The sequence below is a fragment of the Staphylococcus parequorum genome, assembly GCF_039237145.1.
Lineage (GTDB): Bacteria > Bacillota > Bacilli > Staphylococcales > Staphylococcaceae > Staphylococcus > Staphylococcus equorum_A.
This window is the reverse complement of record NZ_CP150682.1, coordinates 2,355,987-2,370,674: the sequence shown is the minus strand read 5'-3', so window position 1 is coordinate 2,370,674 and position 14,688 is coordinate 2,355,987. Positions and strand designations below refer to the sequence as shown.

Sequence of the window (14,688 nt, the reverse complement as noted above, 5' to 3'; positions counted from 1 at the left end):
AGGTGCTATATTGTGTCACCGCAACGCAGATTATTTGAATTAGATGCATTACGTGGTTTTAGTTTGTTTGGCATCATATTAATGAATATTTTAGTTTTTAGTTTTCCTTATGAGGAAACATATCTACCTGGAGTATTGCACGGCGCCGATGAATGGCTATTCCGCGTTGTTACACTTTTCGTTATCAGTTCATTTTATCCAATATTTACAATGTTATTTGGATATGGATTAGCCATTATGTATGAAAATAGTAAACGTAGAGGGATGTCTTATTATCCTTTTATATATCGAAGATTAGTAGTTTTAATTATTTTTGGTGTACTACATGGCTATTTTTTATTTAATGGAGATATTTTATTTGGTTATGGTTTTACCGGTATGATTGCAGTGTTATTTATCAAATTGAAACCTAAGACTTTAATTAAATCAGCTGTTGGTTTATTTATAATGAAAATTGTCATATTGGTGATTCCAATTTCTTTAGCGTACTGGAATAAAGGACGACATGAAGCGAGTAATTATTCAGGTAAGTCACTCGCACAATTGGTTGATATCAAACAAAACGGTCATTACTTTGAATTCTTACAAGTTAATGGATTGGAAAGTAAATATAGTGTTATAGATATTGTTACAAGAGCTGCATATCTTGATCTTTTACCTTACATACTTATAGGTATTGCCGCACAAAAATTAAGTTTAATAACTAAGATTCAAAACAACCCACGCAGTGCCATGACTTGGGGCAGTACTTTATTTATTATCGGTTATTTTATTAAACTTCCATTTGCTTTAGATTATGCAAACAATACATTTTCAATCATAAGTTCAATGGTTGGCGGTCCGATTCTTGCGATGGGATACATTTTGATCTTTGTTCGTTTATGTCAATATGCCAAAACTGCGAAAGTACTAGACATTTTTAAATATCCTGGAAAACTCAGTTTATCAGTTTATATATCACAAAGTATCATTTTCACATTCATTTATTATGACGTAGGCTTAAGTTTATACAACAAGTTACCGCTCTATCAATCTTATATTATTGTAGTAGTGGTATATAGTTTGCAACTTTTAGCTTGTTATTATTATTTGAAATTCTTTAAATATGGACCCATCGAGTGGTTATGGCGAAAAATTACTTACTTAAAATAAGACACATTAGAGACAAAACAATAGAATTTTGAAAATTCTAGTTATTTATTTGTTATTTAGTAGTAAATATAGTTATAATATGTAATAAGATATAGATGAGGAGCTGATATTGAATGAAATTCCTATCATTCAGACATGAAGGACAGACATCATATGGTGTGAAAGTAAAACGTGAAGAAGCTGCGTGGGACTTACAAAAAGTTTTTGCAGATTTTTCTGAGGGCACATTCCATCCTAAAACGTTATTAGACGGCCTTCAACAAAACCAAGTCGTAGATTTTCAAGAAGAAGTTCGTAAAGCAGTTGTTGCTGCAGAGGATAGTGGTAAAGGCGAAGATTATAAAGTACAATTTGCTGACATTGAATTTTTACCACCAGTAACACCAACTAATAATGTCATTGCCTTTGGACGTAATTATCAAGATCATGCTAACGAATTAAATCACCAAGTTCAACGCTTGTACGTATTTACTAAAGCCGCTTCTTCATTAACTGGAGATAATAGTACAATTCCTAATCATAAAGATATTACAGATCAATTAGATTATGAAGGGGAATTAGGTATTGTTATTGGAAAATCTGGTGAAAAAATACCAAAAGGCTTAGCATTAGATTACATTTACGGTTATACAATTATTAATGATATTACAGACCGTAAAGCTCAAGATGCACAAGATCAAGCATTCTTATCTAAAAGTTTAACTGGCGGATGCCCAGTTGGACCTTACATCGTAACTAAAGATGAATTACCTACACCTGAAGACGTAAATATTGTTACAAAAGTAAACAATGATATTCGTCAAGATGGTAATACGAGTGCAATGATTCTTAAAATAGATGAATTAATTGAAGAAATTTCTAAATATGTTGCTTTACATCCAGGTGACATTATTGCAACTGGCACACCTGCTGGCGTAGGCGCAGGAATGAATCCTCCGCAATTTTTACAACCAGGTGATGAAGTTAAAGTTACAATTGATAACATTGGTACACTGACTAATTTTATCGCAGAAAAATAAACGATATATATTAACCGGGCTAACGTATGTGATGCCCGGTTTTAATATGCGAAAAATAGAATTAACATTGCAATAATGGGCATATTCAAATAAAATAAGTAGTGCAGAATTTCTTTTTTGAAAAATATACTTATTTTGAGTATGATTAAGAAAGGCACCTTTTATTTTACTAATTAAAAGGTGCAACATACTTCTGTTTTACATATTATTGAAGTAAAAATTGTGTGGGGGTTATATATTATGTTACACATGCATATTGCAAGTTGGGTGTTATTAATAATCTTGTTCTTTGCTGCTTATTTTAATTTTTCAGTAAAACAAGGCGCATCACCTTACTTTAAACCGATTCATATGCTCTTAAGAGTGTTTATGGTATTAGTTTTAATTTCAGGTTTTTGGACGTGGATTCAAGCATTTTCATCTGGTAACGCTGGTGGGCATATGTTACTTACATTGAAAATGATTGGTGGCGTAGCAGTAGTTGCACTCATGGAAGTGTCACTTGCAAAACGTAAAAAAGGTCAATCAAGTCATAGTTTATTGTGGACAACGATTATTGTTATTTTAATTACTATGCTTTTAGGTGTTATCTTGCCATGGGGACCAATTACGCAACTATTTGGTTTATAAAAAATTTAAAACATAAATCAAGTTCAATTAAAAAGGGATCTTCCAATTTTGGAAGATCCCTTTTTAGTTTGAATCATTAGTGCTATTTATTACGCGCTTTGTAACCAATCATATTAATGATATCTTTAGGTCTACTATAGGGCGGGGCATAAGCAACTTCAAATTCTGTTAGTTCGTCTATAGTTAATTTATGCATCATTGCCATAGAGAGCACATCTATACGTTTGTCTGCACCTTTCTTTCCAACAGCAGCCGCACGTAAAATACGTCGGTTCGTTTTGTCAAAATGAATGCGTAAATGTAACTTTGAATTACCTGGATAATAACCGGCATGTTCTCCTTGTTTGGCTTCAACAGTTCCATAGTCGAAGTTCGAAAGTTCTTGTGGAGATACACCGACACTTGCAAATGTATAATCGAAAAATTTCACAATATTTGAACCTAAATAGCCTTTAAATTGTATAGATGGGTCACCGGCTAATTGTTCTGCAATGATACTTGCACCACGATGAGCACCCCAAGCTAACGGGATATGTGCATTTAAATCTACATGGCGATAATGTGAAGTGATAATATCGCCTAAAGCATAGATGTTAGGAATGTTAGTTTGAAACTGATCATTCACTGGCACATAGCCTTTGTCATCAAGAATGACATTGGATGACTCAATAAATGCTGAATTTGGTTTGACTCCGATACCTTCTATTATAAGGTCGTAATCTTCGACTTTACCTGACTCAAAGTGTACTTCATTACCAATGACTTTGGACACTTGTTCATTTAAACGATAGTCTATATGTCTTTTCTCAATTTCATCGATAATTGGCTGATTCATGTCTTCGTCCATTAATTTATTGAGATGTGTTGAACGATGGACTAATGTAGGTGCGATACCTCTTTCATATAAATTATCTAGAATTTCTAAACCAATATAGCCAGCGCCGATTACGAGTGCTTTTTTTACTTGGTTTGCTTCTATAAAGGATTCAATTGCATCTGTATCTTCCATATTTCTTAAAGTGAATGTCATATCGCTGTTTAAGTTTAACGTATTAGCGCTACAACCAGGGCTTAGAATTAATGTGTCATATCGTTCTTCAAAGGTTTTATCTTGTACGTAATCGTAAACAGTTATGGTTTGTGAAGTATCATTGATTGAGGTTACTTCATGATAAGGTTTCACTACAATTTGTTTAGCATCGTAAAATGATTCTGGTGTTGCTTCTAATATTTGATCTCTTGATGCTACGACATTTCCTAAATAATAGGGCAATGCACAGTTCGCAAAACTCATATCACGATCTTTTTCGAAGACCACGATTTCACTTTCTTGATCCAATCTTCTTATTTGGCTGGCAACGGTCGCACCACCAGCAACAGCACCAACGACTACGATTTTATTCATAATAAATTGCCTCCTAGTGAGTAAATCTCATATTAAATATAAGATTTTACAGTTACTTCATACGGAATGTTTAATTGGAAGTAATCATTTAAGTAACGACCAATACCATCATTATTATTTGAATGCGTGATTTCATTTGCAATATGTTTTAACTCATCCAAGCCATTTTCCATTGCGATACCATGTTTTGCGTATTTAATCATTTCTAAATCATTATCTTCATCGCCGAATGCGATAATATGATTTCTATCAATGTCTAAATGTGTTTTAACATAATCAATACCGCGTGCTTTGTTGATACCTTGTTTTACAATTTCTATAACTGGGAAAGGTGAACCCCATCTACGGTGTTCAATATTTTCTGCATAGAATCGTGTAAGCATTTGTTTAACTCTAGGGATCATAAATTCTTCTGCTTCTACTAAAATTGAAGTCGGTGATTCATTTAAACAAGTAAGTAAATCGCCTGTTTCAATTTTTGGCGTACCCATGGAAAAACCATCGAATAATTTTTGATCATAGCTATTAAGAAATACATAATCTTTCACTTCTGCAATAATATTAGTAACGCCAAAATCATTTAAAGATTGAATAATATTTCGAGCTAAATCAAAATCTAATCTTTCATGCATTGTTTCAAATTGATCATCTTTTGGATGATGTACAAATGCGCCATTAAAGTTAACGACAGGTGTATTCATATTAAGTTCATGATAATAAATTTGGCTTGCTCTGTAAGGTCGACCAGTAGCAATCATTAATTTGTGACCTTGATTTTGTAAAGTTGTTAGTACTTCTTTGGTATATGGTGTGATCACTTTTTCATCGTTCAAAAGTGTTCCGTCTAAATCTAGACAAATTAAATAAGGTTTCATGTAAATCTCCTTAATCTTTGATAATTGATGTATGAATATCATAGCATTTTATTGGCGTTTTGTAAGATATTTGATATATTGTTAATAAGATTAAATACGAAGAGGTGAAATTTATGGAGGAAGATTTAAAAGATAGCATATTAGGTGCTTTAGAAATGGTAATTGACCCTGAGTTAGGAATTGATATTGTGAACTTAGGCTTAATATATAATGTGAATGTTGATGATGAAGGCTTATGCACAGTAGATATGACACTGACTTCTATGGGTTGTCCAATGGGGCCGCAGATTATGAATCAAGTGAAAGAAGTATTAGCTGAAGTTCCGGAAGTTAAGGATACAGAGATTAATATCGTTTGGAGTCCACCATGGGGCAAAGATAAGATGTCTCGTTACGCTAAAATTGCTTTAGGTGTAAGCTAAGCTTTAATATTTAGAATGAAAACTAGTCTAGTAAGTACGTTTTTAAATGTACTTTCACTTAGGCTAGTTTTTTTGTTTGAAAACTTTGAGCAATTTAAGGTATTTATTTTTATATTGTTCAATTCATTAAAAGTGTTGTGGTAATAGGTTGCTACGCAGAATTATCTTATCGTTATATTAAGACACCGTTTAGAAAGAATGGTTTCAAAATATTTACGTTAAATAAGCTTAACAAGGGTATATTTATTAGAACTGTAATATTGATTATTATTTTGATTCCAACGCTATTCGTTTTTGTAGGAACCTTTGAACATTGAGGTAAAAATACAGATTCTAATAAAAAACAACTTTTAATACAGTAAAAATTGAGAAAAATTTAGTACATACCATACCATCTGAAGAACAATTAGATGAATTAATTGGTAATTTTAGTAGCGCTAAAGTTTATTTGAAAAACACGCGTGTACTAAGAAAGTATGAGAGACACGTTAATGTGTCGATGAATAATGCAGCTGAAAAGCATGATAATGTCACGCTCATCGATTGGTACAAACGTTTTGAGGGTCACTCTGAATACTTTGCACCAAATGGTATTCATTTAGAAAAGTCAGGTATTGAAGCTATGACTGATGAAATATTAAAACATATACTATCTAAAAAATTATGCATAATGTAGAAAGTAATATGTGAAAGTTTGTGATTAAAAGTATATAAAAACGCCCCCAATTTTTGAGGACGTTCAGAATATCAACAAATTCTTATGCTTTGTCGACATTTTTATGCATGTTTTCCAAGGCAATAGCTTCAAACTGTAGTCTTTGTCTATTGCTGTATTTACTAGTCAAGAGTGGTCGTAAAGTAGCAATATGATTAATTGCACCTTTATTCTTTAATATTTTTTATCTTCTTTATGAATAGGGTAGTCATTCGCACTCATATCACGTCTTGTCATGAGGCCATTGGCATTAAATTTCCAATGTTCATTACCATGTGTACGCATCCACTGATTTGTACTTGCATCTCGCCATTCGTATTCAAATCTAACAGATATACGATTGTCAGTATAGCACCACAATGCTTTCATTAATTTATAATCTAGTTCTTTATCCCATTTTCTATAAAGAAATGCTTTTATTTGCTCACGACCTTCGAAAAATTCACTACGATTTCTCCAAACTGAGTCTTCTGTATATGCTAAGCACACTTGTTCTGGATTTCTAGTATTCCATGCAGTTTCTGCCATTTTCACTTTTTGTAAGGCGGTCTGCGCATTGAAAGGTGGCACAGGCGTTTTCATTTCTTCGGTCATTTTGGACACATCCTTTATTGTAAAGTTACAAGCAGTCTAGCAGAGTATATATTTTAATCCAATTTTTACAATGTCATTTAAAAGTATAAAAACAGTGTTTAAGCGTAGTAGAAAATGGGCAAAACACTGATATACACTGACTTATAAAAGAATAAAATAAATTTTAAAATGTAGACTAATTTGTTGATTATTTAAATGAAAAGGACTATAATTAAATTAAGGTCAAAGAAAGTCAAAGTCAAACTTGATTTGTTTTGATCAAACTCTTAATGGTGAGGTGAATCATTTTGGATATTAATCAAATGACCTATGCAGTTCAAGGTGCTTTACAAAAAGCAGTTGAATTGGCAAAAGAAAATGAGAATCAAAATATAGAAATTGAAGCTGTGCTTAAAGCAGCACTTGAAGAAAATGAAAGCTTATTTAAAAGTGTTCTAGAAAGAGCAAATATTGATACAGAACAACTTGTTAAAGCATATAATGAAAAATTAAAAAGTTATCCATCGGTTCAAGGAGAAAACATTCAATATGGGCAATACATCAGTCCTAAAGCAAATGAACTTATAAATAAAGCAGAATCTTATATGAAGTCCTATGAAGATGAATATATATCTATGGAACATCTTATACTTTCTGCCATGGAAATTGATGAAACAACAAAACAGTTTATCGGTAACAAAAAAGAGGTCATCGAAGAAATTATTAAAAAAATAAGAGGGGGTAATCACGTGACGTCACAAAATCCAGAATCAAATTATGAAGCATTAGAAAAATATGGTCGCGATTTAGTTGAAGAAGTACGTAAAGGTAATATGGACCCAGTCATTGGTCGTGACGAAGAAATTAGAAATACAGTCAGAATTTTAAGTAGAAAAACAAAAAACAACCCAGTATTGATTGGTGAACCTGGTGTTGGTAAAACAGCTATTGTTGAAGGTCTGGCCCAACGTATTGTACGTAAAGATGTGCCTGAATCTTTACTAGATAAAACGATTTTTGAATTAGATTTAAGTGCACTTGTAGCAGGTGCCAAATATCGTGGTGAATTTGAAGAACGTTTGAAAGCAGTATTAAAAGAAGTGAAAGATTCAGATGGCAGAATTTTATTATTTATTGATGAAATCCATATGCTTGTTGGTGCGGGTAAAACAGAAGGCGCTATGGACGCTGGTAATATGTTGAAACCTATGCTTGCACGCGGTGAATTACATTGTATTGGTGCAACAACGTTAAATGAATACAGAGAATATATTGAAAAAGATTCGGCTTTAGAACGTCGTTTCCAAAAAGTAAATGTATCTGAACCTGATGTAGAAGACACAATTTCAATTTTACGTGGACTAAAAGAGCGTTACGAAGTGTATCACGGTGTCCGTATACAAGACAAAGCAATCGTAGCAGCTGCAGAATTATCAGATCGCTATATCACAGATCGTTTCTTACCTGATAAAGCGATTGATTTAGTGGATCAAGCTTGTGCAACAATCCGTACTGAAATGGGTTCTAATCCTACTGAACTAGATCAAGTCAATAGACGAGTGATGCAATTAGAAATAGAAGAAAGTGCCTTAAAAAATGAATCTGACAATTTAAGTAAACAGCGTTTACAAGAATTGCAACAAGAATTATCTAATGAAAAAGAAAAACAAAATGCGATACAATCTCGTGTTGAAGAAGAAAAAAGTAAAATAGCAAAACTACAAGAAAAACGTACAGAGTTAGATGAAAGTAGAAAAGCATTAGAAGATGCTGAAAACAATTATGATTTAGAAAAAGCAGCAGAATTACAACATGGTAAAATTCCAGAATTAGAAAAAGAATTACGTGAACTTGAAGATGCATTCCAAAACGAACAAAACGGTGATAATGATCGCATTATTCGTGAAATAGTAACAGATGAAGAAATTGGCGATATCGTTAGTTCTTGGACGGGTATACCAGTATCTAAACTTGTTGAAACTGAAAGAGAAAAATTATTAAATCTATCCGATATTTTACATGAACGTGTAGTAGGACAAGATAAAGCAGTAGATTTAGTTGCAGATGCTGTTGTAAGAGCACGTGCAGGTATTAAAGATCCAAATAGACCTATCGGTAGTTTCTTATTCTTAGGTCCAACAGGTGTCGGTAAAACAGAACTAGCTAAATCATTAGCATCAACGTTATTTGATTCTGAAAAACATATGATTCGTATTGATATGAGTGAATATATGGAAAAACACTCAGTTTCACGTTTAATTGGTGCGCCTCCAGGCTATGTAGGTCATGATGAGGGTGGACAATTAACAGAAGCTGTTCGCCGTAATCCATATTCAGTGATATTGTTAGATGAAATTGAAAAAGCGCATTCAGATGTATTTAATGTGCTTTTACAAATATTAGAAGAAGGTCGTTTAACGGATTCTAAAGGGCGAGAAGTTGATTTTAAAAATACAATTATTATTATGACAAGTAATATAGGTTCTCAAGTGCTATTAGAAAACGTTAAGGATGCAGGTGTCATCACAGATGCAACTGAAAAAGCTGTGATGAATAGCTTAAACCAATACTTCAAACCTGAAATTATCAATCGTATGGATGATATTGTACTCTTTAAACCATTAACAATTGGAGATATGAGTTTAATTGTAGATAAAATATTAGCACAATTGAACATCAGACTTATGTCACAACGACTCTCAATTGATGTGTCTGATAAAGCAAAAGCATGGCTAGGTGAAGAAGCGTATGAACCACAATTTGGTGCTCGACCATTGAAACGTTTTGTTCAAAGACAAATTGAAACACCATTGGCACGTAAAATGATTAAAGAAAACTTAACAGAAGGCACGAAAGTAAACATAGACTTATCGGATGATGGTTTGACATTTGAAGAAATTAAACCAGACACGGAATAAGTATAATTTTAATTAACAAGCTTCTGATAAGTAAAACATTTAAATAGAGCGTCACCTTAAAATAATAATACGAACCCAATAACAGGAATGGTGTAGCACGTAGATAAGAGTCTGAGACATAAATATCCCATTCTCAAATTAAAAGCAGCAATCTATTAGTTTGATATGCTCCCTTCAAAGTAGACACTTAAAAAGTAAAAACTTTGAAGGGAGTTTTTTTGTGTCTCAAAAACTTAAAGTAGATTTAAATTCACTTCTTATTGCCTTTGACAAATATGAAGAAGGCATGAGTTTTGCGAATATTGTAGATGAATTAAACCTAGATATTCATACAGGTATATTAAGAGATAAATACTATCAATATTTAGATAAAGGTATGGAATCGTTGATTCCAAAATCAAATAACAATAGTTATTCAAAAGAATTTAAAATGAACGTTGTTGATGAATATTTTCATAGTGAGTTATCTTATCGAGATTTAGCGATTAAATACAACGTGCCATCACATAAGACTATAATTAATTGGACAAAACGTTATACTGAGGATAAAGAGAACCAAAATTATTCTTCAATATCTGAGGTGTATATAATGAAAGCGAAAAAAACGACTTATGAAGAAAAATTAAATATCGTTAAATTTTATCTGGATAATGAATTAAGTTACAAAGAAATAGCCCAAAGATTTAATGTTACTTACGGTCAAGTGTACCAATGGATACAAAAATATAAAGAGCATGGCGGCTGACGGTCTAATCGATGGTCGAGGTAAAGGTAAACCTCAATCAATATTAACTTCTGAAGAAGTTAATGAAGCTGAAATTAAAGCATTAAAAGAACGTAATAAAATTTTAGAAATGGAAAATAAAGTTTTAAAAAAATATCAAGAAATAGAAAGAGAGATGATGAATCAAAAATCAAACAAATCACGGCATACGAAACGATCCAAACGCTAAAAGAAGAATATCCTGTTCAACAACTATGCCAAACGCTTGGAATTTCAAGATCCAGTTATTATAAATGGATTCATCGCGTACCTACACAAAGAGATGTAGAAAACGAATCTTTAATGGAAGACATACAAGAAATATATGATAAATATAAAGGCATTTATGGTTACAGACGTATTTACATTTATATTCGAATTAAATTAGGTAAAAAAGTGAATCAGAAGCGTATTTATCGATTAATGAAAAAACTGAGGCTAACTGCTGTCATACGTCGTAAGAGAACACCATATAAACGTTCAACGCCTCAAATCACAGCTGAAAATATATTGAATCGTGAATTTCAAGAAGATAAACCTAACGTTAAATGGTTAACTGATGTAACTGAGTTTCGACTTAAAGCTGGAAACAAAGTATATTTAAGTGCTATTTATGATTTAGGTACAAATAAAATAGTTAGTTATGAAACAAGTGCTTCAAATAATAATCAACTCGTATTTAACACTTTTGATAAAGCAGTATGTAATATGGACTCTACCGAAGGTATTCTTTTGCATAGTGAACGAGGGTACCAATACACATCTAGGCGATTTAGAGATAAATTAAATCGCTTTGGCGTAATTCAAAGTATGTCGCGTGTTAGTAGATGTATAGATAATGGACCAATGGAAAGTGTTTGGGGGATTATTAAAAGTGAGATTTATAGAGGAAATAAACATTATTTATTTGAGAATATAGAAAGAGCTAAAATTATTATAGATGATTATATTCATTTTTTTAATAATGAGCGCATCACATTAAAAATGGCTGATCTCGCTTAATACGAGATCAACCTAAAATTTAATTATTTACTTGTCTACTTGACTGGGTGCAGTTCAGTTTCTAATGGATTGCTGCTTTTCTATGTTAAAATCGGTACAATTATATAAATTCATACAAAAAAATAAGCCACTTTCGTATAATAAAGTTACTCTAACATAACTTTAAAACGAGGTGTCTTATGTATAAGAAGTATAAAAATGTGATTGAAAAGTCGAAATCACTTTATGAAGAACTCATACAAACAGAGATTTTACCTAAGCTCAAATTAGAGATGAATGAAGAAATTAGCAATCAAGATTTAAAAGCTGACAGTGATTTGATGCGACTGCTGACTACAGGATGAGATTGTGCCCGTGGAAAGCGTGCACAAAAAATGCCAACAAAGTCTCTGACTTTGTTGGCATTTTATACGAGTCTAATTATAGACGCGCTCTAATGTTGTTCCTTTGTATCATCATTATTGCCTTTAATAACCATTTCAAATAAAACAATAATAATAGTGAAAAATATCGCGCCTACAATAGGTGTGATGAGGTTAAGCTCGCCACCACCTGCTAAACTATTAAGCACAAAGTTAATCATTTGCAATAAGACAATAGACCAAAATAAAGTTGCGAGGTATTTCATTATGTAATGCCTCCAATATAATATATATAAGTTCATTATAAATAAGAAAGCGCTATTTGTATAGTAGCAAAGTTAGATTCATAGTTTTACATTGTTATAATAGAAGGTTTAAATTATAATTAATCTGTAAAACATCTTATAAGTTAGCTGTTGTTCTTGTATTTGAAATGTGTATTATGTTAAATTAATACCTGGTATTAAAATTAAAATCAAAAATAAGAAGGTGTACAACCATGGACGTGGGTATTAAAGGTTTTGGTGCATACACACCTAAAAATGTTGTAGACAATACCTATTTTGAATCATTTTTAGAAACTTCAGATAAATGGATTTCACAAATGACTGGCATTAAAGAAAGAAGATGGGCAGATGAAGATGAAGAAACTTCAGATTTAGCTTATCATGCAAGTTTAAAAGCGATAGAAGATGCGAATATCGAAGCATCAGAAATTGATATGATTATCGTTGCAACATCAACTGGGGATTTTCCATTTCCTACAGTTGCTAACATATTACAAGAAAAATTAGGCGTTGGCAAAGTTGCTTCAATGGATCAACTTGCAGCATGTAGTGGGTTTATGTATGCCATGATAAATGCTAAGCAATTTGTTCAATCAGGAGACTATAAAAATATACTTGTTGTTGGTGCAGATAAATTATCTAAGATCACTGATTTTACAGACCGTTCAACTGCAATTTTATTTGGTGATGGTGCTGGTGCAGTTGTAATTGGAGAAGTATCTGAAGGACGTGGTATTTTAAGCTATGAATTAGGTTCAGATGGTTCAGGTGGTAAGTATCTATATTTAAATCCTGAAAATGGAAAAATATCCATGAACGGACGCGAGGTATTTAAATTTGCTGTAAGAATTATGGGTGAAGCGTCTAACAATGCAGTAGCCAAAGCAAATTTAACTCCTGAAGACGTTGACATGTTTGTACCACATCAAGCAAATATAAGAATTATGGAATCAGCGCGAGAACGCTTAGGCATTCCAAAAGAAAAAATGAGTGTTTCAGTAGATAAATATGGGAATACTTCAGCGGCTTCAATACCGTTAAGCATTTCTCAAGAATTAGAAAATGGCAAGATTAAAGATGATGATGTTCTAGTATTAGTAGGATTTGGTGGCGGTCTTACATGGGGCGCTGTAACTTTAAGATGGGGAAAATAGGAGGATAAAATATGACCAAAGAACAACGTGTTGTAATTACAGGAGTTGGAGCATTATCACCTCTTGGTAATGATGCAAAAACATCATGGAATAATGCTCTAAACGGTGTAAGTGGTATTGATACGATTACACGTGTAGATACAACAGATTATAATGTTCATTTAGCGAGTGAGCTAAAAGATTTTAATATAGAAGACCATATGCCTAAAAAAGAAGCACGACGCATGGATCGATTTACACAGTACGCAGTGGTTGCAGCTAGAGAAGCAGTACAAGATGCTAAATTAGTTATTAACGAAGAAACTGCTAATAGAATAGGTGTATGGATTGGGTCTGGTATTGGCGGTATGGAAACATTTGAAATTTCACATAGCCAATTATTAAACCGTGGCCCTAGACGCGTGAGTCCTTTCTTTGTACCAATGCTTATTCCAGACATGGCAGCAGGACAAGTATCAATTGATTTAGGTGCTAAAGGACCTAATGGTGCGACAGTGACTGCATGTGCGACAGGTACGAATTCAATTGGTGAAGCATTTAAAGTTATACAACGTGGTGATGCAGACGCAATGATTTCAGGCGGAGCTGAAGCACCTATAACGCATATGGCGTTAGCAGGTTTCAGTGCAAGTCGTGCCTTATCTACAAATGATGATAAAGAAACAGCTTGTAGACCATTCCAAGAAGGTCGTGATGGTTTTATTATGGGCGAAGGTGCTGGTGTCGTAGTTCTTGAATCTCTAGAGTCAGCTCAAGCGCGTGACGCAGAAATCTATGCTGAAGTTGTAGGTTATGGTTCAAGTGGCGACGCACATCATATTACTGCACCTTCACCAGAGGGCGAAGGTGGTTCACGTGCAATGCAAGCTGCTTTAGATGATGCTGGTATAGAAGCTAAGGAAGTGCAATATCTTAATGCACATGGTACAAGTACACCAGTTGGAGATCTAACAGAAATCCAAGCAATTAAAAATACGTTTGGACAAGCTGCTGCATCATTAAAGATAAGTTCAACGAAATCTATGACAGGTCATTTACTTGGTGCGACAGGTGGATTAGAGGCGATATTCTCTGCACTTTCTATTAGAGATAGTCGCATAGCGCCAACAATTCATGCAGATTCTCCAGATCCAGAATGTGATCTTGATATTGTACCAAACAAAGCGGAAGACTTAGAAATTAATTATGCAATGAGTAATAGTTTAGGTTTCGGTGGACACAATGCCGTAATCGTATTGAAAAAGTTTGCTGATTAAATCTATAAACTTTCATTTTAAACGAGTTAAAATGAATATGTCCAAGATATATATAAATTAATGAAAGCAGTCGGAATTTAAAATTCTGGCTGTTTTTTTAGGTTTAGTTTTTATTTTTTCAGTATTAATATGTTTCCGATAATTGCACTTAGAAT

At 33.0% G+C, this 14,688-nt stretch carries 12 protein-coding genes and 2 pseudogenes; 10 read left to right on the top strand and 4 right to left on the bottom strand.

What is annotated here, in order from left to right; translation table 11 throughout:
• Positions 1-12: 12 nt before the first annotated feature.
• The 3 genes from AAA453_RS11630 (at position 13) to AAA453_RS11620 (ending at position 2,801) form a co-directional block, all read left to right on the top strand.
• Positions 13-1,152 carry a DUF418 domain-containing protein gene (locus tag AAA453_RS11630; protein ID WP_069833049.1) on the top strand — a complete coding sequence of 380 codons (1,140 nt, stop codon included), beginning with the start codon at positions 13-15 and terminating at the stop codon, positions 1,150-1,152.
• Between the two features lie 113 nt (positions 1,153-1,265).
• Positions 1,266-2,171, top strand: a complete 906-nt coding sequence (locus AAA453_RS11625; protein WP_069833050.1) for a fumarylacetoacetate hydrolase family protein — start codon at positions 1,266-1,268, stop codon at positions 2,169-2,171.
• 240 nt (positions 2,172-2,411) lie between these two features.
• Entirely contained in the window at positions 2,412-2,801 is a 390-nt protein-coding gene (locus AAA453_RS11620) for a YisL family protein (RefSeq protein ID WP_069833051.1), read from the top strand.
• Between the two features lie 82 nt (positions 2,802-2,883).
• Here AAA453_RS11620 and AAA453_RS11615 read toward each other — a convergent pair whose 3' ends face one another.
• Together AAA453_RS11615 and AAA453_RS11610 are read right to left on the bottom strand one after the other, a co-directional pair.
• Positions 2,884-4,206 carry a CoA-disulfide reductase gene (locus AAA453_RS11615; RefSeq protein ID WP_069833052.1) on the bottom strand — a complete coding sequence of 441 codons (1,323 nt, stop codon included), beginning with the start codon at positions 4,204-4,206 and terminating at the stop codon, positions 2,884-2,886.
• A gap of 32 nt (positions 4,207-4,238) precedes the next feature.
• Positions 4,239-5,081 (bottom strand): Cof-type HAD-IIB family hydrolase, encoded by an 843-nt coding sequence (locus AAA453_RS11610; protein ID WP_427705110.1) that lies wholly within the window; start codon positions 5,079-5,081, stop codon positions 4,239-4,241.
• Between the two features lie 113 nt (positions 5,082-5,194).
• On the opposite strand from AAA453_RS11610, the gene AAA453_RS11605 reads away from it, so the two are divergent.
• Together AAA453_RS11605 and AAA453_RS11600 are read left to right on the top strand one after the other, a co-directional pair.
• On the top strand, positions 5,195-5,503 hold the full coding sequence (locus AAA453_RS11605; RefSeq protein WP_002508116.1) for a metal-sulfur cluster assembly factor: 309 nt from the start codon (positions 5,195-5,197) through the stop codon (positions 5,501-5,503).
• Between the two features lie 397 nt (positions 5,504-5,900).
• Positions 5,901-6,179, top strand: a pseudogene (locus AAA453_RS11600) (acyltransferase family protein); the annotation flags it as partial.
• Positions 6,180-6,392: 213 nt separating this feature from the next.
• Here the strand turns inward: AAA453_RS11600 and AAA453_RS11595 are convergent.
• Positions 6,393-6,812 carry a nuclear transport factor 2 family protein gene (locus tag AAA453_RS11595; RefSeq protein WP_427705108.1) on the bottom strand — a complete coding sequence of 140 codons (420 nt, stop codon included), beginning with the start codon at positions 6,810-6,812 and terminating at the stop codon, positions 6,393-6,395.
• Positions 6,813-7,099: 287 nt separating this feature from the next.
• On the opposite strand from AAA453_RS11595, the gene clpB reads away from it, so the two are divergent.
• The 3 genes and pseudogenes from clpB (at position 7,100) to AAA453_RS11580 (ending at position 11,818) form a co-directional block, all read left to right on the top strand.
• Positions 7,100-9,709 carry an ATP-dependent chaperone ClpB gene (clpB, locus tag AAA453_RS11590; RefSeq protein ID WP_427705107.1) on the top strand — a complete coding sequence of 870 codons (2,610 nt, stop codon included), beginning with the start codon at positions 7,100-7,102 and terminating at the stop codon, positions 9,707-9,709.
• 163 nt (positions 9,710-9,872) lie between these two features.
• Positions 9,873-11,474: pseudogene (locus AAA453_RS11585) on the top strand (IS3 family transposase).
• A 179-nt stretch (positions 11,475-11,653) separates the two neighbouring features.
• Complete coding sequence (locus AAA453_RS11580) at positions 11,654-11,818, top strand: hypothetical protein (RefSeq protein WP_427705105.1); 165 nt, start codon at positions 11,654-11,656, stop codon at positions 11,816-11,818.
• An 89-nt stretch (positions 11,819-11,907) separates the two neighbouring features.
• On the opposite strand, the gene AAA453_RS11575 is transcribed toward AAA453_RS11580, so the two are convergent.
• Complete coding sequence (locus AAA453_RS11575) at positions 11,908-12,102, bottom strand: DUF2929 family protein (RefSeq protein ID WP_002508112.1); 195 nt, start codon at positions 12,100-12,102, stop codon at positions 11,908-11,910.
• A gap of 233 nt (positions 12,103-12,335) precedes the next feature.
• Between AAA453_RS11575 and AAA453_RS11570 the strand changes: the two genes are divergently transcribed.
• Both AAA453_RS11570 and fabF read left to right on the top strand, forming a co-directional pair.
• Positions 12,336-13,277: a beta-ketoacyl-ACP synthase III gene (locus AAA453_RS11570; RefSeq protein ID WP_069818025.1), complete on the top strand. Its 942-nt coding sequence runs from the start codon at positions 12,336-12,338 to the stop codon at positions 13,275-13,277.
• A gap of 11 nt (positions 13,278-13,288) precedes the next feature.
• Entirely contained in the window at positions 13,289-14,533 is a 1,245-nt protein-coding gene (gene fabF / locus AAA453_RS11565; RefSeq protein ID WP_427705102.1) for a beta-ketoacyl-ACP synthase II, read from the top strand.
• Positions 14,534-14,688 lie beyond the last annotated feature (155 nt).

What these genes read in the sequence shown, in the direction of transcription:
- AAA453_RS11625 (WP_069833050.1), top strand. Translation starts at nt 1,266, where the DNA reads ATGAAATTCCTATCATTCAGACATGAAGGACAGACATCATATGGTGTG.
- AAA453_RS11620 (WP_069833051.1), top strand. Translation starts at nt 2,412, where the DNA reads ATGTTACACATGCATATTGCAAGTTGGGTGTTATTAATAATCTTGTTC.
- AAA453_RS11615 (WP_069833052.1), bottom strand. Translation starts at nt 4,206, where the DNA reads ATGAATAAAATCGTAGTCGTTGGTGCTGTTGCTGGTGGTGCGACCGTT.
- AAA453_RS11610 (WP_427705110.1), bottom strand. Translation starts at nt 5,081, where the DNA reads ATGAAACCTTATTTAATTTGTCTAGATTTAGACGGAACACTTTTGAAC.
- AAA453_RS11605 (WP_002508116.1), top strand. Translation starts at nt 5,195, where the DNA reads ATGGAGGAAGATTTAAAAGATAGCATATTAGGTGCTTTAGAAATGGTA.
- AAA453_RS11595 (WP_427705108.1), bottom strand. Translation starts at nt 6,812, where the DNA reads ATGACCGAAGAAATGAAAACGCCTGTGCCACCTTTCAATGCGCAGACC.
- AAA453_RS11580 (WP_427705105.1), top strand. Translation starts at nt 11,654, where the DNA reads ATGTATAAGAAGTATAAAAATGTGATTGAAAAGTCGAAATCACTTTAT.
- AAA453_RS11575 (WP_002508112.1), bottom strand. Translation starts at nt 12,102, where the DNA reads ATGAAATACCTCGCAACTTTATTTTGGTCTATTGTCTTATTGCAAATG.
- AAA453_RS11570 (WP_069818025.1), top strand. Translation starts at nt 12,336, where the DNA reads ATGGACGTGGGTATTAAAGGTTTTGGTGCATACACACCTAAAAATGTT.
- fabF (WP_427705102.1), top strand. Translation starts at nt 13,289, where the DNA reads ATGACCAAAGAACAACGTGTTGTAATTACAGGAGTTGGAGCATTATCA.